Here is a 21,329-nt window from a genome sequence, read left to right on the forward strand (position 1 = left end):
TGCTGACAAAAAACGCCCACTACCTGTCTATCCTAAAGTGATTGGGATTATTACCTCACCAACAGGAGCAGCTGTGAGAGATATTATAACAACGATTAAAAGGCGTTATCCAGTTGCCCAAATGCTCGTCTACCCAGCCCTTGTTCAAGGAGAGAACGCCGCTCCTTCGATTGTATCAGCGATTGAAAAAGCTAATGATGATGGTCGGGCAGAGGTGTTAATTGTTGGACGTGGGGGCGGCTCGATTGAGGAACTTTGGGCCTTTAATGAAGAACAGGTAGCTTTAGCGATTAGCGCCTCACAAGTTCCTGTTATTTCAGCTGTCGGTCATGAAACAGATGTCACGATTGCTGATTTTGTTGCGGACATGAGGGCACCGACACCAACAGGGGCAGCAGAGCTTGCTGTACCGCATATCGAAGAAGTTGTCGAAAAAGTAGTTACAAGAAAAACACGTTTAATTCGAGCGATGTCAGAAAAGATTCGGCGGGAAAGAAAACGATATGAAACCGTCAAAAGCTCTTATATTATGCGCAATCCAGAGACGTTGTATCGTCAACAAGCGGAACGACTCGATCGATTAACTGAAAAATTGGTTAAAGAACAGGCTCTTTACTTGAAACAGACTCATATTCGAATCAATGAGCTGACCAATCGTTTACAAAGAAGCCACCCCGGGAAAAAAATTCATGAGTCTACGATCGAGGTGGAACGATTAAAAAATAGCTTGATTCGACAGATGCAAGCTGTATTTAGCCGTAAAGAAGACGAATTCAAACGAAAGGTATCTTTGCTTCATGCATTAAGCCCGTTAAAAGTGATGGAAAGAGGATATAGTCTCACTTATACTGCTGACAATCAAATAGTGAAATCAACGACAGATGTTAAAGTTGGCGAAGAACTGAGAGTACGGTTGTCCGATGGGAGTTTGTATTGTCAAATTCAATCGATGGAGGAGGATAAAAATGGAGAATAAAAAACTTAGTTTTGAAGAAGCGATGGATCAGCTAGAGTCGATTGTGACAAAATTGGAAGAAGGCGACGTTCCGTTAGAAGAAGCATTGAGTTATTATCAAAAAGGAATGGAATTATCTGCTTTTTGTCATGAAAAGTTGGTCAATGCAGAAGATCAATTAGCAAAATTAATGACGGAAGATGGAGAGCAGGACTTCGTTGTTCATGAGGGGGAATAATATAGTGACCCAATTGTCAGGATTTATAGATGCACATAAAACAGAACTTGAAACAAAATTACACACAATCATTTCTACAATCACAGCTCCGGACATATTAATACAAGCAATGGACTATTCTCTTCAAGCAGGTGGAAAAAGGCTTCGTCCGATGTTATTGTTTGCGACCATCGCTGCTTTTCGAAAAGAAACGTTGATTGGAATGGAAGCCGCCGCCGCTTTAGAAATGATTCATACGTATTCCTTAATTCATGATGACTTGCCGAGCATGGATGATGATGATTTACGTCGGGGCAAGCCGACCAACCATAAAGTGTTCGGCGAAGCGACGGCTATATTAGCGGGAGACGCCTTATTAACTCATGCTTTTAAAGTGATCGCTCAATCAAAAATATATTCCAATGACCAAAAAGTGTGGTTGATGAATTGGTTGTCTCAAGCGGCTGGTCCTGCCGGTATGGTTGGAGGGCAAATGGCCGATATGGAGGGAGAAAACAAACAACTGACTTTAGAGGAGCTTGAATATATCCATAAGCATAAAACGGGACGACTGTTAGAGTTTAGTGTAATGGCAGGGGCCTTTTTGTCAGGAGCAACAGAAGCGCAATTGCAGCACTTTCAAACATATGCCAATCACATTGGGCTTGCTTTTCAAATTCAAGACGATATATTAGACGTGGAAGGTTCAGAAGAAAAGATTGGCAAACGAGTCGGTAGCGATGTGAATAAACAGAAGAGCACATACCCATCTTTATTGACGCTTGAGGGCGCGAAAGAAAAGCTTCAAGAACATTTAACAGAAGCGCTTCAAGCGATAGAAAAAACGAATACAGATGCTGAACTTTTGAAGGAACTAGCTCATTTAATTGCTCATCGAGATCAGTGAAAAGTGACTAAAATTGTTGTAATTTGCGACATATGGTATAATATTAGTACTATTTTTATTAACTTGCCGTTATCACGCCATAGTGTTAGCGGCTATTTTTTCAAAGTCACTAAAGTAAAAAGTTGTAGAAAAAATCGAGCACGTTATAATAAAGTCAAAGTGACAAATGACACAGTAATGAAAGCGAGTGATCCTATTGGATCTATTATCAATTAAAGACCCTACTTTTTTGAAAAACATGTCCATAGATGAATTAAATGAGTTAAGTGCAGATATTCGTCAATTTTTAATCGAAAACCTATCGAAAACGGGAGGTCATATCGGACCGAACCTTGGCGTGGTAGAGTTAACGATTGCATTGCATCGTTGTTTTCAAAGTCCTGTCGATAAAATTTTATGGGATGTTGGGCATCAGTCGTATGTTCATAAAATATTAACAGGGCGTGCAGGACAATTCGATACTCTTCGACAGTACAAAGGGTTGTGCGGTTTTCCTAAATGCTCGGAAAGTGAGCACGATGTATGGGAAACCGGACATAGTTCGACATCTTTATCAGCAGCGATGGGAATGGCGATTGCGAGAGACTTAAAGAAAGAAAAATCTCATGTTGTTCCAGTTATTGGTGATGGTGCATTAACCGGAGGAATGGCTCTTGAAGCGTTGAATCATATCGGACATGAAAAAACGAATATGATTGTGATTTTAAACGATAATGAGATGTCCATCGCTCCCAACGTTGGAGCGCTTCATCAAATGTTGGGACGTTTGCGAACAGCCGGTAAGTATAACTGGGTGAAAGATGAACTTGAAAGCTTACTGAAAAAGATTCCAGCTGTCGGTGGAAAAATGGCTCACACAGCCGAACGCTTAAAAGATAGTTTAAAGTATTTATTTGTATCAGGTATGTTTTTTGAAGAGATGGGTTTTACGTATCTTGGACCAATTGATGGTCATAATTTTGAAGATTTGTTAGAGCAGCTACAATATGCAAAAAAAGTAGAAGGACCTGTCATTCTTCATGTGTTGACGAAGAAAGGAAAAGGCTATCGTCCAGCCGAGTTAGATACGAAAGGAACATGGCATGGAACTGGTCCATATAAAATGGAAACGGGCACGATTATAAAACCTGTGAATCAGCCTCCTGCTTGGAGCGCGCTTGTAAGTGAAACGGCTCGAAAAATCGCCCGTACTGATGATCGGGTGGTCGCTATTACACCGGCCATGCCTGTTGGTTCTAAGCTATTAGGATTTGCCGAGGAGTTTCCTGACCGCATGCATGATGTAGGGATTGCAGAGCAGCATGCCGCGACAGTAGCAGCAGGACTTGCGACGCAAGGCATGAAGCCGTTTCTTGCGATTTATTCAACGTTTTTGCAGCGAGCTTACGATCAAGTTGTCCATGATATTTGCCGACCGAATTTAAATGTATTTATCGGTATTGATCGAGCAGGTCTTGTAGGTGCAGATGGTGAAACGCATCAAGGAGTATTTGACATCGCCTTTTTACGTCATTTGCCTAATATGGTATTGATGATGCCAAAAGATGAGAATGAGGGACAGCACCTCGTATACACAGCTTTTCAATACAACGATGGTCCGATTGCGATGCGCTTTCCGCGAGGCAATGGACTTGGTGTGCCGATGGATGAACAATTGAAGGAAATTCCAATCGGTTCTTGGGAAGTGTTAAAAGAAGGCCAGGATGTAGCGATTTTAACATTCGGTACAACGATTCCGATGGCGATGAAAGCAGCAGAGCAAGCGGAAAAACAAGGGATTTCCGTGAAGATCGTCAATGCTCGTTTTATTAAACCAATGGATGAAGAAATGCTGTTAAGTATATTAAATGCTGATATGCCAATTTTAACGATTGAAGAAGCCGTGCTTGAAGGAGGCTTCGGAAGCGGAGTTCTTGAATTTGCCCATGACCACGGGTACCATGACCACGTCATTGATCGCATGGGAATTCCTGATCGTTTCATCGAGCATGGAAGCGTCGATTTGTTGTTAGAAGAAATTGAATTAACGGAAGAAGCAGCCGTTGCCAAGTTACGTGCGATGATTCCAAAAAAACAGAAAAGAGCTTAAGCATGAAGATAAAGAAAGAACGAATAGATGTACTTCTTGTAGAAAGAGGATTAATAGAAACGAGAGAAAAAGCGAAGCGGGCTGTGATGGCTGGCCTTGTTTACTCCAATGAAGAGCGCCTAGATAAACCGGGAGAGAAAATTGCTGCCGACGCTCCTTTGCAAATTAAAGGAAATACGCTACGTTATGTGAGCCGTGGCGGATTAAAGCTTGAAAAGGCATTGAAAGAATTTCAGGTTGATGTGAAAGATAAAACGATGCTTGATATTGGCTCTTCAACAGGTGGGTTCACTGATTGTGCACTACAAAACGGAGCAAAGCTTTCTTATGCACTAGATGTTGGCTATAATCAGCTCGCTTGGAAGCTTCGTCAAGATGAGCGAGTCGTTGTAATGGAGCGAACGAATTTCCGTTACGTCACACCAGCCGATCTACCAAAAGGAATGCCGGATTTTGCAACGATCGATGTCTCGTTTATTTCGCTATCCTTAATTTTACCCGTATTAAAAACGTTACTTGTTCCAGAAAGTAATGTCGTTGCCTTAATTAAACCGCAATTTGAAGCGGGGAAAGAACAAGTAGGCAAAAAAGGGATTGTGAGAGAAGCGAAAATTCATAAAGAAGTGATCGTTAAAATCATTGAGATAGCATTAGGACTTGGATATGATGTGAAGGATTTATCGTACTCTCCTATTACTGGAGGAGACGGGAATATTGAATTTTTAATTCATTTACATTGGCCTAAGCAGCCGCAAGAAGCAGGAGAGAATCAGCTGTTAACAACGGTTGATGCCGTTGTCAATGATGCTCACGAACAATTAAAGAAAAAAACGAATAAATAGTGGGTTCGATTTAAAGGATAACAAAAAGAGACTGTTTCAAAGACAAATGATCTTGAAAACAGTCTCTTTTTGCATGCTTGATGTGACATAGTGACTATACATCAGGATTGAATTAAGATAAAATGTGAATACTACAGCATATTTATACGCTTTTTGAGGTGATAAGATGAACAAAGGACAACGTCATATAAAAATTAGAGAAATTATTGCTAACAATGAAATTGAAACACAAGATGATCTTGTTGATCGTTTAAAAACTTTAGGCTATAACGTGACGCAAGCAACGGTATCAAGAGATATTAAGGAGCTTCATTTAGTGAAAGTGCCATTGATGGACGGGCGCTATAAATATAGTCTTCCTGCTGATCAGCGTTTCAATCCGTTACAAAAGCTGAAACGTTCTTTAGTGGATGCATTTGTCAGCATTGATGCAGCTGGTCACTTTGTCGTTATGAAAACTTTACCAGGAAATGCTCAAGCCGTCGGCGCATTAATTGACAACCTTGATTGGGACGAAATTATGGGAACGATTTGCGGAGATGACACTTGTTTAATTATTTGTCGTGCCCCTGAGCATACATCGGTTATTTCAGAACGCTTTTTAGAAATGCTTTAATTTGAGGTGAATAGACATTGCTACAGGAATTGTCCATACGCAATTTTGCCATCATTGAAGAATTAAATCTGTCACTAGAAAAAGGGTTGACGGTGTTAACCGGAGAAACAGGAGCCGGTAAATCGATTATTATTGATGCCGTTCACTTATTGGCAGGTGGACGCGGCTCGTCAGAATTTGTTCGCCATGGAGAGAAAAAAGCTGAAATTGAAGGAATGTTTAGTATAGAGGGACCGAATCATCCCTCTATCCAAAAAGCCCAGCAATTTGGCATTGAGATGGAGGATGAGATGGTGATCATTCGCAGAGAAATCTCGGCGAGTGGAAAAAGCGTTTGTCGTATCAACGGCAAGCTTGTGACGATTGCCATCCTTCGCGAAATTGGTTCGACGCTTGTCGATATTCATGGTCAGCATGAGCATCAAGAACTGATGGATACGAATCAACATTTACACTTGCTCGATCAATTTGGCGGAAGTAAAGTTTTAGCAACGAAAGCCAATTATACAGACATTTTTAAACGCTATGAACAAACGATGAAGGCGATTCGTCAGTTAAGCGAAAACGAACAGCAAATGGCTCATCGTCTCGACTTAATTCAATTTCAACTAAATGAAATTCAAAAAGCGGATTTGAAGTTACGGGAAGATGAAGAGCTAACAGAAGAAAAAAGAAAACTGAGCAATTTCGAGAAATTGTATGAAACGACTCAGACGAGTTATAATGCTCTACAAGGAGAAGGAAAAGGACTGGATTGGATCGGTTTGGCGATGAGTCAGCTAGAAACAGCAGCCGAAATTGATGAACAATATCGTTCCCTCTATGAAGCGATGTCTGAAAGCTTTTATGCGATCGAGGATGTATCACGCCAAATCAGCTCCGCGCTTGATGGGTTAGAGTTTGATCCTAATCGCTTAAATGAGATTGAAACAAGACTCAATGAAATTAATGTCCTGAAAAGGAAATATGGTAGCACGATTGAAGAGATCATGGAGTATGGTGGAAAGATTGAAGAGGAAATCGAAACGTTAACGAATCGAGAAACGCATATTGAAAAGCTACAAAACGATCGATTAGCGTATGAAAAAGATTTGTTGCTTGAAGGGAAACAGCTCAGCTATTTGCGCAAACAAGTAGCTGAAAAATTAGAGGATGCGATTCATCATGAGTTAAAGCAGTTGTACATGGATAAAACCGTATTCAACATTCAATTTCTTATCGATGGTGAAGATGGAATGAAGCAAGCTCCGTCTTTTAAAAAAGACGGGTTAGATGAAGTCGAATTTTATATTTCCACGAACCCAGGCGAGCCGTTAAAGCCGCTGTCTAAAGTCGCTTCTGGAGGGGAATTATCGCGAATGATGCTAGCGATGAAGACAATTTTCTCGAAGCATCAAGGAGTAACCTCCATTATTTTTGATGAAGTGGATACAGGGGTGAGCGGTCGAGTCGCTCAAGCGATCGGAGAAAAAATTCACCAAGTAGCCATTCATTCACAAGTCCTTTGTATTTCCCATTTGCCACAAGTGGCTGCGATGGCGGATGTGCATTTATACATATCTAAAGTGATGACTGGTGGGCGAACAAAAACATTTGTGGAGCCGCTTGAAAATGAGGAGAAAATTAAAGAAATCGGGCGAATGATTTCTGGAGTCGAAATGACAGACTTAACGAAACAACATGCAAAAGAACTGCTTGAATTAGCAGCTTCTTTAAAAAATAGCTAAAAACTACGGCTGTCTCTCTAAAAAGGGGAGACAGCCATTTTTTATTGTGAACGTCAAGCCATCCAATGATGGGAGTATTTTTCCGTAATAATTGATTCGTTCTAAGGAAAAAGTAAATGTACAGCCAGCAAAGCGGCTCATTCAGAAGCGAGGAGAGTGAAGGGGTTGAACAACAAACGACGTAGCAAAACCACTGGTGGAATTCTCCTTGTTTCCGTTTTATTTTGTTTATTGAATTGGTTTATTATTCAGCCGGTCGATGCAAAAGAACTACACGATCGCAAGGAAGAAAGCATTTCGGCGGTCTCGGGTACAAATATCGGCCAAAAGGAAGAGTTGCTCGAATCAGCAGGATTTCCATTAACCAACAAGCGAGCGACAGCGATAAAAGAAATAAAAGTCATTCCAGGTGGACAGTCCATTGGTATTAAAATGAATACAATTGGCGTGCTAGTAGTTGGTCATCACTTAGTCGATACCGCTCAAGGAAAAAAGTCTCCAGGAGAGCAAGCCGGTATTCAAGTGGGTGATTTAATTACGAAGATCAACGGCAAGAAAATAGAAAAAATGCAAGATGTAGGAACATTTCTTCAAGGAATCGACCGAAATCAACCGATGAGTGTTGTGATTCAAAGAAACCACAAACAGCTGGAAACGAAGTTAAAACCGCTTAAAGATCAAAAGGAACAATCGTATAAGCTAGGTCTTTATATACGTGATTCAGCAGCTGGAATTGGTACATTAACGTTTTATGAACCGAAATCAAAAAAATACGGGGCACTTGGTCATGTGATTACCGATGTAGACACAAAAAAGCCAATCATCGTTCAAGATGGAGAAATTGTTCAATCAACGGTCATGTCCATTCAAAAAGGGCGCTATGGGAACCCAGGTGAAAAACTTGCCCGGTTTTCTAACAGTCAAGATCAATTGGGGAATATTACGAATAATAGTCCATATGGCGTTTTTGGACAATTAAAAAAGCCGATGCATCATCCACTCATTAATAAAGCGTATCCAGTTGCCTTATCTCATGAAGTGAAAGAAGGTCCAGCCAAAATTTTAACTGTTGTAAGCGGAAATAAAGTGGAGTGGTACGACATCGAAATTGTCAGTACGATCCCGCAAAAACATCCAGCAACAAAAGGAATGGTCATCAAAATTACCGACCCGAAACTGCTTGATCGTACAGGGGGCATTGTTCAAGGGATGAGTGGTAGTCCAATTATTCAAAATAATAAAATAGTCGGAGCGGTGACCCATGTCTTTGTCAATGATCCAACATCGGGATACGGCGTTCATATTGAATGGATGCTCAACGAAGCCGGCATTTCATTAACGGAAGAAAAGGTCAGTTAAACAAGCGAAACTTTCGCTTGTTTTTTACATAAAAGATCGTCGAAATCAAAAGAAAAATAAGGGAAAAAATATATATTATAAAAAAAGAGGAAAAATTAAAGGATTTCATTCCTCTTTGTCGAAAAAATCATTTAGAATATATTGTAGGAGTAAAAAGTGTGAGGGGGAGCATTTTTGAAGAAAATTAAAGTAGCTATTGTTGATGACAATCGTGAGCTAGTAAAGTTATTAGAAGAATATATCTCTTCTCAAAATGATATGGAAGTAGTGGCAAAGGCAAATAACGGACAAGAATGTTTAGATCTGTTGCCAGAGGTGCAAGCCGATGTGTTGATCCTCGACATTATTATGCCGCATGTCGATGGCTTAGCAGTTCTTGAAAAAATGAGAAACCTTCATTTATCGCCAATGCCGAATGTGATTATGTTAACAGCATTTGGACAAGAGGATGTGACAAAGAAAGCAGTTGATCTTGGCGCTTCCTATTTCATGCTCAAGCCGTTTGATATGGAAAGCCTCGTTAGCCATATTCGTCAAGTAAGCGGTGCGGAAAATCCAGCGTCTCAGCGTTCGTTAAATTCAGTCATCAAATCAGCGGAGAAAAAGCCGGTCAATCTTGATGCAAGCATCACAAGCATTATTCATGAAATTGGAGTGCCTGCTCACATTAAAGGTTATCTGTATTTACGCGAAGCGATTTCAATGGTGTACAATGATATTGAGTTGCTTGGCTCGATTACGAAAGTATTATATCCTGACATCGCCAAAAAATACAACACAACAGCTAGTCGAGTGGAGCGAGCGATTCGTCATGCGATTGAAGTAGCTTGGAGTCGTGGAAATATCGATTCCATCTCTACTTTGTTTGGCTATACGGTATCCATGTCGAAAGCAAAACCGACAAATTCAGAATTCATCGCGATGGTCGCAGATAAGTTAAGACTAGAACATAAGGCTTCTTGAAAGAGTTAGGCGAATCGCATATTGTATAAACGTATAAAGAGGGGCGGAAATTATCGTTACCTCTTGTTTTTTGTTTACAGACAAGCAAGAAAGGGAGATCGCATATTATGACATTCATTTTTGCTCACCGAGGCTATTCAGCTATAGCACCAGAAAATACAATGATGGCGTTTCAAGCGGCTCAAGACGCTGGAGCAGATGGGATTGAGTTAGATGTTCAAATGACAAAGGATGGATGCTTAGTCGTCATTCATGATGAGAAGTTAGACCGCACAACGAATGGCAAGGGCTATGTGAAAGATTGGACTTGGAGCGAGCTGAAGCATTTAGAAGCCCCATACAAATATTCAAATATCCAGCCCCCACCGACGATTCCATTGCTTATCGATGTATTTGATTGGATGAAAACCAATCATTTAGTATGTAATATTGAGTTGAAAAATAACGAATTTCTATATCAAGGAATGGAGGAAAAGGTTCTTCAACTTATTCGTCAATATCAATATGAAGATCGAGTGATTATTTCCTCATTTAATCATTATTCCTTAGCTCATTTTCATCGTCTCGCTCCCGATATTCAAACGGCTATTTTGTATTCCTCTCATTTATATATGCCGTGGAAGTATGCAACAGCCATTGGGGCTAGCGCCATTCATCCTAATGTTCGCACAGTGAATAGCGCCATCATTCAAGCCTCGATTGAACATGGCGTGGCCGTTCGTCCTTATACTGTTAACAAGGAGAAGCAAATGGAATGGCTCATTCAGCAAGGTTGTTCCGCCATGTTTACAGATGATCCCCAAAAAGCGATCGCTATTCGAAAATCAATTTTTGGACAGTAAAAATAAAAAGGCTTTGCTAGAAATGTTCACATCAAACATTGTAGCAAAGCTTTTTTTTACGATTTTTTGAAGCGATCCTGTACTTTGTTATTTTTGCGATCACGACGAAGAATAAAGCCAGCGATAAAGCCTAATCCGCCAATAAATAAAAGCAAACCGACGATAAATTGTAGCCATAGAAACGGAAATAGAGGATGTGAAATGCCAAACAGCATATCCCTCATTAATTTAATGCCTAATCCTGCAAGAAAACCTGGAATGACTAATATTAATAATGCGATAAATCGAACCATTTGTATGCTCCTTTAATTGTTCCTCAAAAAAATCATATCCTACTAGGTAAATTTGTCAAGCGGCAGTTGTGGCGCTTACAATAGAAGTATGCAAAATTTTGCAGGTGGGGGTGGGTTCATGCAATATGATCTTATTTTTGAATCAATTGATGAAGGGATGATTGTTGTCGATCATTCCGAGGAAATTATTTTGTACAACAAAAGTGCGGAACGAATCATTGGGGTAGATAAACAGCAGGCGATTGGTCAACATATTAGAATGGTTATTCCAACTAGTCGACTTCCCGAAGTGATGAAGGAAAAGAAGGCGGAAATTAATCAAGAGCATCAGCTTTCAACGAATTCAAAAATTATTACTTCACGAATTCCGATGATTACCGATGAAGGAGAAGTGATTGGCGCTTTTTCCGTGTTTAAGGATATTACTGAAGTCATGAATTTAGCTGAGGAAATTACCAATTTAAAAGAAGTCCAAACGATGCTTGAAGCGATTATTTATTCGAGTGATGATGCTATTTCTGTTGTGGATGAACAGGGAAGAGGATTGTTAATTAACCCAGCCTACACAAGATTAACAGGATTAAGCAAAGAAGAAGTGATCGGCCAGCCAGCTACAACGGATATATCAGAAGGAGAAAGCGTGCATCTTCAAGTATTAGAAACGAGGCAGCCGATGCGAGGGGTGAAAATGAATGTGGGCGCCAAAAAACGAGAAGTCGTTGTCAATGTTGCTCCGATTATCGTCGATGGACAATTAAAGGGAAGTGTAGGCGTCATTCATGATTTGACAGAAATTCAGTCATTGACGAAACAATTAAATAGAGCGAGACAAATTATTCGAACGCTAGAAGCAAAATATACGTTTGAAGATATTGTCGGCAGCTCGGAAGAAATGAAGATAGCGATTGAACAAGCGAAAATAGGAGCAAGTACGCCGGCTGCTGTTCTTCTCAGGGGAGAATCGGGAACAGGAAAAGAGTTGTTTGCTCATGCGATTCATAACGCGAGTGACCGTCGTTATAACAAGTTTATTCGGGTTAACTGTGCCGCTCTTTCTGAATCTTTGCTAGAAAGTGAACTGTTTGGCTATGAAGAAGGTGCCTTTTCAGGAGCACGTCGTGGTGGTAAAACAGGGCTTTTTGAAGAAGCGAATAATGGCAGTATTTTTCTTGATGAAATTGGTGAATTAAGTGCGAACACTCAGGCGAAACTGTTACGGGTGCTACAAGAACAAGAAATTGTTCGTGTAGGTGGGACGAAATCGGTTCCAATCAATGTTCGCATTATTTCAGCGACGAATGTCCATTTGGAAAAGGCGATGATTGACGGGAGTTTTCGTGAGGACCTGTATTATCGCTTGAATCGAATGCCGATACATATTCCTCCGCTTCGAAATAGAAAAGCTGATATTCAGTTATTATGTGACCGCTTAATTATTAAGTTAAATCAAGATTATGGACGAAATGTAAAGGGGCTGACGCCAGCTGCTTTGAAGAAATTAACGAATTATCATTGGCCAGGAAATGTCCGTGAGCTAGAAAATATTTTAGGTAGAGCGATGATTTTTTCAACCTATACAGAGACCTTCATTGATGCGGACACATTACATGTCATTGAAGGACAGCAGAGCGAAGCGGTTCATGAACGAAAGGAGCCAAATAAACACGAATCTCATGAGACTCTTCAGGACATGATGGACAAATACGAAAAAACAGTCATTCAAGAAGCGCTGGAACAAAATAATGGCAACAAAACTGCCACAGCCAAAAAACTAGATATATCGATTCGAAGTCTGTATTATAAATTAGAAAAGTATAACTTGAATTAAATTGCACGCAAAAAAATGCGCTATTTGCAATTGTTTGCACGTTTCATTTGGGAATTAAAGCGTTTTCAATAGTGAGCTGAATTGGCATAGTAATTGCATTATTAACAATGGAGATATAAAATCATTTATTTTAAACGAGGGGGATTTACAATGGAAATTTTTAAATATATGGAGACATACGATTACGAGCAACTGGTCTTTTGTCAAGATAAAACATCAGGATTAAAAGCGATTATTGCGATTCATGATACGACGCTTGGACCAGCGCTTGGTGGAACGAGAATGTGGACGTATGCATCCGAAGAAGCGGCCATTGAGGATGCCCTTCGTTTAGCTAAAGGGATGACATATAAAAACGCAGCGGCAGGACTTAATCTTGGCGGAGGAAAAACGGTCATTATCGGCGATCCTCGAAAAGACAAAAACGAAGAAATGTTCCGAGCGTTTGGCCGTTTCATTCAAGGGTTAAACGGTCGCTACATTACGGCTGAAGATGTAGGAACAACAGTGGAGGATATGGATTTAATTCATGAAGAAACGGATTATGTAACAGGGATTTCGCCAGCCTTTGGATCTTCAGGAAATCCATCTCCAGTGACAGCTTACGGTTGTTTTGTCGGCATGAAAGCAGCAGCAAAAGAAGCATTTGGTACCGATTCATTGGAAGGATTGACCGTGTCTGTTCAAGGTGTGGGAAATGTTTCTTATCACCTTTGCCGTCATCTTCACGAAGCAGGAGCGAAACTGATCGTTACAGATATTAATAAAGAAGCTGTTCAGCGTGCAGTCGCTGATTTTGGTGCTCAAGCAGTGAATCCAGACGAGATTTATGGAGTAGAAGCGGATATTTTCGCGCCGTGTGCCCTTGGAGCGATCATCAATTCAGATACAATTCCGCAGTTGAAAGTGAAAGTGGTAGCAGGCTCTGCTAATAACCAATTAAAAGAAAATTGTCATGGAGATGAGTTGCATGAACGCGGCATTATTTATGCACCAGACTATGTCATTAATGCGGGTGGCGTGATTAACGTGGCGGACGAGCTTCATGGATATAACCGTGAGCGTGCGATGAGAAAAGTAGAACAAATATACAACAACATTGAAAAAGCGATTGAAATCTCTAAGCGTGACGGAATTCCAACGTATCAAGCGGCTGATCGTATGGCTGAAGAACGAATTGCGAAGATGCGGGGATCTCGCAGTCAGTTTTTATTAAATGGTCACCATATTTTATCAAGACGTTAAACGATCGTTTGGTCATTTAACGAGATGAATGGAGGTGCGGCTATGCAGATGCAACCATACCGAATGCTTGCGATGTATGTGGACAATCATTCGGTCAATACAGGGATATTTGATAATGAAATAGCTGTATTTGAACGAACTCTGCCTTTTGAAAACGAGCCGCTATCTGTTCCGTTTATCAACACGTATTCAGAAAAACTATTAGCTTCTCTTGATGAGGAAGGCATGAATATGTCAAAGTTGCAAGCGATTTGTGTCCCCAGTGTCACCAACGGGATGGCCGAACGTGACCTATTGGCTGGGTTGAAAATCGCCGCTGCTATCGCTGAACGATTACATATTCCTGTTTTCTTCGTGCACACAAATAGATGGAGGCAAGAAAGTAGCAAACAGGTAGCTTATGATGGAGATCCGTTGCTGCTTTTACTTGCTGAACAAGCATTATCACAAAGGTCATCAACGAAAGAGTAAGAAGAATAGAGGAGGAGAATCAATGGCTGAAGAATATGATGTAGTCATTCTTGGTGGAGGAACAGGTGGATATGTAGCGGCTATTCGAGCATCACAGCTCGGATTAAAGACGGCTATCGTTGAAAAAAGTAAGCTAGGTGGTACCTGCTTACATAAAGGCTGTATTCCAAGTAAAGCATTACTTCGAAGTGCAGAAGTATTTAAAACTGCTCAAAAGAGTGAGGAGTTCGGGGTAGTAACAGGAGACGTCTCGTTGAACTTTCAAAAGGTGCAAGAGCGAAAGCAAAACATTGTAAATGGTCTTCACAATGGCGTCGTTGGATTGATGAAAAAAGGGAAAATCGATGTGTTTGAAGGTATCGGTCGTATATTAGGTCCATCGATTTTTTCACCACTTCCAGGAACGATCTCTGTCGAAATGAATAACGGAAGTGAAAATGAAATGCTCATTCCTAAAAATGTTATTGTTGCGACAGGATCACGTCCAAGAACGTTACCAGGGCTAGACTTTGATGGTGAGTACATTCTTTCCTCTGATGAAGCACTTGAGTTAAAAGAAGTACCTCAATCGATTGTGATCGTCGGTGGAGGTGTCATTGGGATTGAATGGGCATCTATGTTAGCTGACTTCGGAGCAAAAGTGACGGTTTTAGAATATGCGAATCGAATCATTCCGACAGAGGATGCCGACATTTCTAAAGAAATGGAGCGTTTATTGAAAAAGCGTGGCATTGAGGTCGTCACGAATGCGAAGGTGCTGGCAGAAACGGTAGAAAAGCAAGAGGGACAAGTGACGATTCAAGCTGAAGTGAATGATGAAAAGCGTTCGTTTACAGCAGAGAAATTACTCGTATCGGTTGGACGACAAGCAAATGTGGAAGGTATCGGTCTTGAAAATACGGATATCGTGGTGGAAAAAGGGTTTGTTGCTACGAACGAATTTTATCAAACGAAAGAATCCCATATTTATGCGATCGGTGATGTGATCGGTGGTCTTCAACTTGCGCATGTTGCTTCACATGAAGGGTTAACAGCTGTAGAACATATAGCGGGTGAAGAAGTGGACCCGATTGATTACACAACGGTTTCCAAATGTATTTACTCTAGCCCTGAAGCAGCGAGCGTCGGTTTAACAGAGCAAGAAGCGAAAGAGAAAGGCTATGATGTGAAAACGGGTAAATTTTCTTTCCGAGCGATCGGAAAAGCGCTCGTTTATGGAGAAAGTGATGGTTTTGTCAAAATCGTAGCTGACAAAAAAACAGATGATTTGCTAGGTGTTCATATGATTGGTCCTCATGTGACCGATATGATTTCAGAAGCAGGAGTGGCTCGTGTGCTAGATGCCGCTTCATGGGAAGTGGCTCATACGATTCATCCGCACCCAACATTGAGTGAGGCAATTGGTGAAGCTGCTTTAGCTGTCGATGGTAAAGCAATTCATTCTTAAAATAGGTGAACTAGGGAGGAATAAATATGGCTGAAAATCGTCACGCAGCATTAGGATTAAGTGATGAAAAAGTATTAGAAATGTATGAAATGATGTTGCTTGCCCGCCGTTTAGACGAGCGGATGTGGTTATTAAACCGCTCAGGAAAAATTCCGTTTGTAATTTCTTGTCAAGGTCAGGAGGCTGCGCAAGTAGGAGCAGCGTTCGCTCTAGAGCAAGAAAAGGATTACGTTCTCCCTTACTATCGTGACCTAGGTGTTGTGTTGACGTTTGGGATGACGGCGAAGGAAATTATGCTTTCTGGCTTTGCTAAAGCAGAAGATCCGAACTCTGGTGGTCGCCAAATGCCTGGACATTTCGGACAAAAGAAAAATCATATCGTCACAGGCTCTTCTCCAGTAACGACACAAGTGCCACATGCGGTTGGAATTGCGTTAGCAGGAAAAATGGAGAAGAAAGACTTAGTAACGTTTGTGACATTTGGGGAAGGCTCATCGAACCAAGGAGACTTCCATGAAGGAGCAAACTTTGCGGGTGTTCATAAACTTCCAGTCATCTTTATGTGCGAAAACAATAAATATGCGATTTCTGTTCCAGTAGAAAAACAATTAGCTTGTGAAAATGTATCAGATCGCGCCATTGGATACGGTATGCCGGGCTTCACGATCGATGGAAATGATCCGATTGAAGTGTACAAGTATGTGAAAGAAGCAGCTGAACGTGGCCGTCGTGGCGAAGGCCCAACGTTAATTGAAACGATTTCTTACCGCTTGACTCCGCACTCCTCGGATGACGATGATCGCAGCTACCGTTCACCAGACGAGGTACAAAAAGCGAAAACAAATGATCCAATTATTACATTCGGTGCGTATTTGAAAGAAACAGGTGTCATGACGGATGCACTCGAAAAAGACATCAATGATCGTATTATGATTCAAGTAAATGAAGCGACAGATTATGCGGAAAATGCACCTTATCCAAATCCAGAAGATGCACTTACATTTGTCTATGCACAACAGTAATAAGGGGGGAGACAATCATGCCAGTAATTTCTTATATTGATGCGGTAACAATGGCGATTCGTGAAGAAATGGAACGCGATCCGAAAGTGTTTGTGTTAGGAGAAGACGTCGGGAAAAAAGGTGGCGTATTTAAAGCGACCCAAGGGCTGTATGATCAATTTGGCGAGGAGCGAGTGATTGATACGCCGCTTGCGGAATCAGCTATTGCTGGAGTTGGAATTGGTGCGGCGATGTATGGAATGCGACCAATTGCCGAAATGCAGTTTGCTGACTTTATTATGCCCGCTGTGAACCAAATTATTTCAGAAGCGGCTCGTATTCGCTATCGTTCCAATAATGATTGGAGCTGTCCAATGGTTATTCGTGCGCCTTACGGTGGCGGTGTCCACGGAGCTTTGTATCATTCACAATCTGTTGAAGCGGTGTTTGCTAATCAGCCGGGATTGAAAATCGTCATGCCTTCCACTCCGTATGATGTGAAAGGATTATTAAAAGCAGCGATTCGTGATGAAGACCCTGTGTTGTTTTTTGAACATAAACGAGCGTACCGCTTAATTAAAGGGGAAGTTCCTACGGATGATTATGTGTTGCCAATTGGCAAAGCAGATATTAAACGTAAAGGTGAAGATTTAACGGTTATCACGTACGGATTATGCGTTCATTTTGCGATGCAAGCAGCGGAGAAGCTATCTAAAGACGGAATTGAAGCAGAAATTGTTGATTTACGTACCGTTTATCCATTAGATAAAGAAGCGATCATTGAAGCGGCGAGCAAAACGGGGAAAGTACTGCTATTAACGGAAGACAATAAAGAAGGCAGCATTATGAGTGAAGTATCAGCGATTATTGCGGAAAATTGCTTATTTGACCTCGATGCTCCAATTAAACGATTGGCGGGTCCTGATGTTCCAGCGATGCCGTATGCGCCAACGATGGAAAAATATTTCATGGTGAACCCGGATAAAGTTGAAAAAGCGATGAGAGAACTAGCAGAGTTTTAATCATAAAGGAAGGAGGAGTTTGAATGGGTGTAGAAAAGGTAACGATGCCTCAACTTGGAGAAAGTGTCACGGAAGGAACAATTAGTAAATGGCTTGTGAGCGCAGGGGATCACGTGAATAAATACGATCCGATTGCGGAAGTAATGACGGATAAAGTCAATGCGGAGGTGCCATCTTCTTTTACTGGTGTCATTAAAGAATTAACGGCTGCGGAAGGCGATACGCTAGAAGTAGGTGAAGTGATTTGTTTAATGGACGTGCAAGGAGCAGGTGGAACTGCGGAAGCAGAAGCACCGAAGCAAGAGCAGACTGAGTCGCAGACCGAACAAATAACAGCAGGAAGCGAAAACAAAGCTCGTTATTCGCCTGCTGTATTGAAATTATCGCAAGAGCATAGCATCGATTTAGCGCAAGTGAAGGGATCTGGAAAAGGCGGCCGAATTACTCGTAAAGATATTTTGAAAATCGTCGAAACGGGCGTCATTCCAAAGGGAAATGAATCGTCTGCAAGTCAAGCTCGTGAGCAACAAGCACCAATTCAAGCCCCTGTATATGAAGAGAAAGCGGCTAAGCCAAGTGTGACTCCTCTTCCAGGTGATGTGAGCATTCCTGTGAATGGTGTTCGAAAAGCGATTGCTGCTAATATGGTGCGTAGCAAGCAAGAAGTGCCTCATGCTTGGACGATGATGGAAGTCGATGTAACGAATCTCGTTGCCTATCGCGATTCCATTAAGAAAGAGTTTAAACAAAAAGAAGGCTTTAACTTAACGTACTTCGCGTTCTTCGTCAAAGCAGTTGCTCAAGCACTGAAAGAATTCCCACAAATTAATTCGATGTGGGCAGGCGACCAGATCATTCAAAAGAAAGATATCAATTTATCGATTGCTGTGGCAACGGATGATGCATTATTTGTTCCGGTTATTAAACAAGCCGACGAAAAAACAATCAAAGGCATTGGCCGTGAAATTTACGAACTAGCGGGCAAAGTTCGTACAGGCACATTAAAAGCAGACGATATGCAAGGTGGAACGTTCACAATCAACAATACAGGATCGTTTGGTTCTGTGCAGTCGATGGGAATTATTAATTACCCGCAAGCAGCGATCTTGCAAGTGGAATCAATTGTGAAACGTCCAGTCGTCATGGACAACGGAATGATTGCTGTTCGTGACATGGTCAACCTGTGTCTATCACTTGATCATCGCGTGCTTGATGGGCTCGTTTGCGGCCACTTCTTAAAGCGCGTGAAAGAAATCCTAGAAAACGTATCTGAGCAAACATCGGTTTATTAATAAGAAAAGAGACTGATCCCTTAAGTCAGTCTCTTTCTATTTTTTTCTCCAGTAATCGTGTAACTGAAACTACCCAAAAATATAATAATAAAAATGAAGAATGAGCCTAGTGAAAATAAAGATCTTCTGCCCGTTTCGAATAAAAAATGCGCGCCATATTGAAGGATCATATTGATTCCTAAAATAAGCAGAGCGGTGATAGTGCTAACGATTACAGCTCGAACATATAAGGAGAATTTATTCACCAGTAAGCACGTCCTCTTCAAACGATAAGTTGATCGGTTCATCCAAAAATTCTTGTGAAATCTCTATATGAGTGACAGGCACGCTTTGGTCGACCTCTTCAAACTTAACCCCATCTACCCACACATGACCAGTTCCGGATAGCAATACACCGAAAGAAATGATTGAGCTATTATCAGGGATGTCTAATACGATTGAATAGAGGTTCCAGTTGGTATCATTTTGAATCGGTCGATCGTACATATTATCAAATTGTAAAACATCACCCGCTGTATTATCAACTCGCATCCACATCCCACAAAACGGTTGTACCTTTTCTGTCTTAATAAAAGCGGATAACTTTATTCGTTTTCCAATAAATTTTTCCGCTTTAAATTGTTGCATCATCGTCGCAAATTCGCCTTCTTCTTGAACGGTTACAGATTTCAAATAACCAGAGTAGCGTCCTTGATGAATCACTTTTTGATCTCTTCCCATTTGATAATTGTGAGGATGACTGCCGCTTAAAAACCAGCCTTTAACATTTTGTTGATTGTCCATTTGATTCCCTCCATTTGAATGTATAATCGGGCTCATGATTTTTCGATACTGTCCCGGTGGCAGTTGATATACTTTTTTAAACGCTCTCGTAAACGATTCCTGTGTGTTGAAATGAAAATGATAAGCAATTTGAATAATCGTTTCATCTGTATACAGCAGCATCAATGCCGCGTTCGTTAGACGTCTGCGGCGAATATAATCGGTGGCTGTCATTCCTGTTTCTTTCTGAAAAATCCGGTGAAAGTGGAACGGGGAAAAACCAGCTTGTGCGGCTACTTTTTCTGAAGTCAATGTGTCATGTAAATGATTTTCGATATAATCGATCGTTTTTTGTAAAACAGGTTGGTAATTCATGCTAGGCCCTCCCTTCAATTACAGAATACTAAAGAGCAAGTGGAGATTCTTGATTTTTTTTGCTGTTTTTACGTTCAGCACAAAAAAACTGCCAGGAAGCTCCCAGCAGTTTTTCTATTATTTAAAAAGACCCGCAATCCAGTCGATGATGGATTTGAAGAAATCGATAATGGATTGAAAGAAGCCTTGCCCTTCTTCAGAGTTTTTGAACTCGTTCCAGCGCTCTTTCGCTTGATCTAGCTGATTCGTCACTTGATCCCAGTTAATGTTCAAGTCTTTCATTCGATCAAATAGGGCAGCCAGCTGATCGATTTGATCTTGTGTCAGCTGAATGTTCAACTCGTTAGATACATTGTTAATGATGACTTGAATATCTTGAATTGTTTGTGGATTTTGTTTCGCAATTTCTTCTTTAATTCCTTGCATTAAATCCGTTGCTTCTTGTTGTCCAATTTGGTCGCCAAGCTTAGCCGTTGTAACCATTTCTTCATTTGCTACTTGCTTTTGATCTTCCGGAATCTTCTCACCTGTTGATACTTCATACGCTTTAATGAGTCCGGTTAAGCCAGCTGTTCCGGACACTTCAAACGGAGCAGTGACAAAGACATCCGCATCTTTAATTCCAGCTGTCGATAAAGCATTGGCATACATTTCTTTTGATACCCATGAAATATTATTTGTTTGAACGTTAATGCCATAGCCTTTTTCTTTCATCGTGATCTTACTCGATGAAATCGCCTTTGATCCAATTTGTGCTTTCGGAATATAGCTTCCTAAATATTTATGTTCTTCTTCATTCGATACCGTTACGGTCGTGACGTCTTTAGGAACGTCCATTTGTTCAAGTACTTGTTCTTTTTGTGCAGGTGTTAAGTTCTCGCCGAGAGTAACAATCACATCTCCGACGACGCTATCTGCTTGAGCAATCGTCCCAAAGCTTAGGAATAATACTCCTAACCATGCGATAATTCGTTTCATTATGTTCTCCCCTAACTTTGATTTCCTCTTTTATGTAAGAGGGTACTAATAGAATAGCATGTTCTCCAACTTTTTTCACGAATTGCCTTCTAGCCATA

General features: G+C 41.0%; 20 protein-coding genes. 17 read left to right on the forward strand and 3 right to left on the reverse strand.

Translation table 11 applies throughout. The features are described from left to right. The 10 genes from xseA to CEF22_RS07660 all read left to right on the forward strand — a co-directional run. The coding region (xseA, locus tag CEF22_RS18680; protein ID WP_198508042.1) for an exodeoxyribonuclease VII large subunit at positions 1–976 on the forward strand (976 nt) is incomplete at its 5' end. Further along, a complete protein-coding gene (locus CEF22_RS07620) occupies positions 966–1,193 on the forward strand; it encodes an exodeoxyribonuclease VII small subunit (RefSeq protein WP_094835219.1) in 228 nt (75 codons plus the stop codon). The genes xseA and CEF22_RS07620, both read left to right, overlap by 11 nt. A gap of 13 nt (positions 1,194–1,206) precedes the next feature. Next, entirely contained in the window at positions 1,207–2,079 is an 873-nt protein-coding gene (locus tag CEF22_RS07625) for a polyprenyl synthetase family protein (RefSeq protein WP_442857400.1), read from the forward strand. A 196-nt stretch (positions 2,080–2,275) separates the two neighbouring features. Then, positions 2,276–4,168, forward strand: a complete 1,893-nt coding sequence (gene dxs, locus CEF22_RS07630) for a 1-deoxy-D-xylulose-5-phosphate synthase (RefSeq protein WP_100402380.1) — start codon at positions 2,276–2,278, stop codon at positions 4,166–4,168. A 2-nt stretch (positions 4,169–4,170) separates the two neighbouring features. Beyond that, the gene (locus CEF22_RS07635; protein WP_100402381.1) at positions 4,171–5,010 is read left to right on the forward strand and encodes a TlyA family RNA methyltransferase; all 840 of its coding nucleotides are present in this window, start codon (positions 4,171–4,173) and stop codon (positions 5,008–5,010) included. A 166-nt stretch (positions 5,011–5,176) separates the two neighbouring features. Then, positions 5,177–5,626 carry a transcriptional regulator AhrC/ArgR gene (gene ahrC, locus CEF22_RS07640; RefSeq protein ID WP_095478261.1) on the forward strand — a complete coding sequence of 150 codons (450 nt, stop codon included), beginning with the start codon at positions 5,177–5,179 and terminating at the stop codon, positions 5,624–5,626. A 17-nt stretch (positions 5,627–5,643) separates the two neighbouring features. After that, positions 5,644–7,353 carry a DNA repair protein RecN gene (gene recN, locus CEF22_RS07645; protein ID WP_100402382.1) on the forward strand — a complete coding sequence of 570 codons (1,710 nt, stop codon included), beginning with the start codon at positions 5,644–5,646 and terminating at the stop codon, positions 7,351–7,353. 165 nt (positions 7,354–7,518) lie between these two features. Further along, positions 7,519–8,712, forward strand: a complete 1,194-nt coding sequence (gene spoIVB / locus CEF22_RS07650; RefSeq protein WP_100402383.1) for a SpoIVB peptidase — start codon at positions 7,519–7,521, stop codon at positions 8,710–8,712. A 174-nt stretch (positions 8,713–8,886) separates the two neighbouring features. Next, a complete protein-coding gene (gene spo0A / locus CEF22_RS07655) occupies positions 8,887–9,675 on the forward strand; it encodes a sporulation transcription factor Spo0A (RefSeq protein ID WP_100402384.1) in 789 nt (262 codons plus the stop codon). A gap of 107 nt (positions 9,676–9,782) precedes the next feature. Then, the gene (locus tag CEF22_RS07660) at positions 9,783–10,517 is read left to right on the forward strand and encodes a glycerophosphodiester phosphodiesterase (RefSeq protein WP_100402385.1); all 735 of its coding nucleotides are present in this window, start codon (positions 9,783–9,785) and stop codon (positions 10,515–10,517) included. A gap of 56 nt (positions 10,518–10,573) precedes the next feature. Here the strand turns inward: CEF22_RS07660 and CEF22_RS07665 are convergent, their stop codons facing one another. Further along, a complete protein-coding gene (locus tag CEF22_RS07665; protein WP_095478251.1) occupies positions 10,574–10,810 on the reverse strand; it encodes a DUF2627 domain-containing protein in 237 nt (78 codons plus the stop codon). A 118-nt stretch (positions 10,811–10,928) separates the two neighbouring features. Here CEF22_RS07665 and CEF22_RS07670 point away from each other — a divergent pair, with 118 nt between their 5' ends. The 7 genes from CEF22_RS07670 (at position 10,929) to CEF22_RS07700 (ending at position 19,116) form a co-directional block, all read left to right on the forward strand. Continuing rightward, complete coding sequence (locus CEF22_RS07670; protein ID WP_232726082.1) at positions 10,929–12,638, forward strand: sigma-54 interaction domain-containing protein; 1,710 nt, start codon at positions 10,929–10,931, stop codon at positions 12,636–12,638. A 150-nt stretch (positions 12,639–12,788) separates the two neighbouring features. Then, positions 12,789–13,883, forward strand: coding sequence for a branched-chain amino acid dehydrogenase (gene bcd / locus CEF22_RS07675; protein ID WP_095478247.1), 1,095 nt, complete (start codon positions 12,789–12,791; stop codon positions 13,881–13,883). A 42-nt stretch (positions 13,884–13,925) separates the two neighbouring features. After that, a complete protein-coding gene (locus CEF22_RS07680) occupies positions 13,926–14,354 on the forward strand; it encodes an acetate and sugar kinases/Hsc70/actin family protein (protein ID WP_100402387.1) in 429 nt (142 codons plus the stop codon). Positions 14,355–14,376: 22 nt separating this feature from the next. Beyond that, on the forward strand, positions 14,377–15,801 hold the full coding sequence (gene lpdA / locus CEF22_RS07685) for a dihydrolipoyl dehydrogenase (RefSeq protein WP_100402388.1): 1,425 nt from the start codon (positions 14,377–14,379) through the stop codon (positions 15,799–15,801). A 26-nt stretch (positions 15,802–15,827) separates the two neighbouring features. Then, positions 15,828–16,823, forward strand: a complete 996-nt coding sequence (locus tag CEF22_RS07690; protein ID WP_100402389.1) for a thiamine pyrophosphate-dependent dehydrogenase E1 component subunit alpha — start codon at positions 15,828–15,830, stop codon at positions 16,821–16,823. A 17-nt stretch (positions 16,824–16,840) separates the two neighbouring features. Then, positions 16,841–17,824 (forward strand): alpha-ketoacid dehydrogenase subunit beta, encoded by a 984-nt coding sequence (locus CEF22_RS07695; protein WP_100402390.1) that lies wholly within the window; start codon positions 16,841–16,843, stop codon positions 17,822–17,824. A 23-nt stretch (positions 17,825–17,847) separates the two neighbouring features. Continuing rightward, a complete protein-coding gene (locus CEF22_RS07700) occupies positions 17,848–19,116 on the forward strand; it encodes a dihydrolipoamide acetyltransferase family protein (RefSeq protein WP_100402391.1) in 1,269 nt (422 codons plus the stop codon). Positions 19,117–19,353: 237 nt separating this feature from the next. Here CEF22_RS07700 and CEF22_RS07705 read toward each other — a convergent pair whose 3' ends face one another. Continuing rightward, positions 19,354–20,253: a helix-turn-helix transcriptional regulator gene (locus CEF22_RS07705; protein WP_100402392.1), complete on the reverse strand. Its 900-nt coding sequence runs from the start codon at positions 20,251–20,253 to the stop codon at positions 19,354–19,356. 117 nt (positions 20,254–20,370) lie between these two features. Further along, the gene (locus tag CEF22_RS07710; protein ID WP_100402393.1) at positions 20,371–21,231 is read right to left on the reverse strand and encodes a DUF1002 domain-containing protein; all 861 of its coding nucleotides are present in this window, start codon (positions 21,229–21,231) and stop codon (positions 20,371–20,373) included. Between the last annotated feature and the right edge of the window lie 98 nt (positions 21,232–21,329).

The sequence above is a fragment of the Bacillus sp. FJAT-42315 genome, from assembly GCF_002797375.1.
In the GTDB taxonomy this organism is placed as follows: Bacteria; Bacillota; Bacilli; order Bacillales; family Domibacillaceae; genus Bacillus_CE.

Coding starts and splice junctions, on each gene's coding strand:
- CEF22_RS07620 (WP_094835219.1), top strand. CDS start 966: ATGGAGAATAAAAAACTTAGTTTTGAAGAAGCGATGGATCAGCTAGAG.
- lpdA (WP_100402388.1), top strand. CDS start 14,377: ATGGCTGAAGAATATGATGTAGTCATTCTTGGTGGAGGAACAGGTGGA.
- ahrC (WP_095478261.1), top strand. CDS start 5,177: ATGAACAAAGGACAACGTCATATAAAAATTAGAGAAATTATTGCTAAC.
- CEF22_RS07690 (WP_100402389.1), top strand. CDS start 15,828: ATGGCTGAAAATCGTCACGCAGCATTAGGATTAAGTGATGAAAAAGTA.
- CEF22_RS07680 (WP_100402387.1), top strand. CDS start 13,926: ATGCAGATGCAACCATACCGAATGCTTGCGATGTATGTGGACAATCAT.
- CEF22_RS07635 (WP_100402381.1), top strand. CDS start 4,171: ATGAAGATAAAGAAAGAACGAATAGATGTACTTCTTGTAGAAAGAGGA.
- CEF22_RS07700 (WP_100402391.1), top strand. CDS start 17,848: ATGGGTGTAGAAAAGGTAACGATGCCTCAACTTGGAGAAAGTGTCACG.
- CEF22_RS07670 (WP_232726082.1), top strand. CDS start 10,929: ATGCAATATGATCTTATTTTTGAATCAATTGATGAAGGGATGATTGTT.
- CEF22_RS07710 (WP_100402393.1), bottom strand. CDS start 21,231: ATGAAACGAATTATCGCATGGTTAGGAGTATTATTCCTAAGCTTTGGG.
- bcd (WP_095478247.1), top strand. CDS start 12,789: ATGGAAATTTTTAAATATATGGAGACATACGATTACGAGCAACTGGTC.
- CEF22_RS07665 (WP_095478251.1), bottom strand. CDS start 10,810: ATGGTTCGATTTATCGCATTATTAATATTAGTCATTCCAGGTTTTCTT.
- CEF22_RS07660 (WP_100402385.1), top strand. CDS start 9,783: ATGACATTCATTTTTGCTCACCGAGGCTATTCAGCTATAGCACCAGAA.
- CEF22_RS07695 (WP_100402390.1), top strand. CDS start 16,841: ATGCCAGTAATTTCTTATATTGATGCGGTAACAATGGCGATTCGTGAA.
- CEF22_RS07705 (WP_100402392.1), bottom strand. CDS start 20,253: ATGAATTACCAACCTGTTTTACAAAAAACGATCGATTATATCGAAAAT.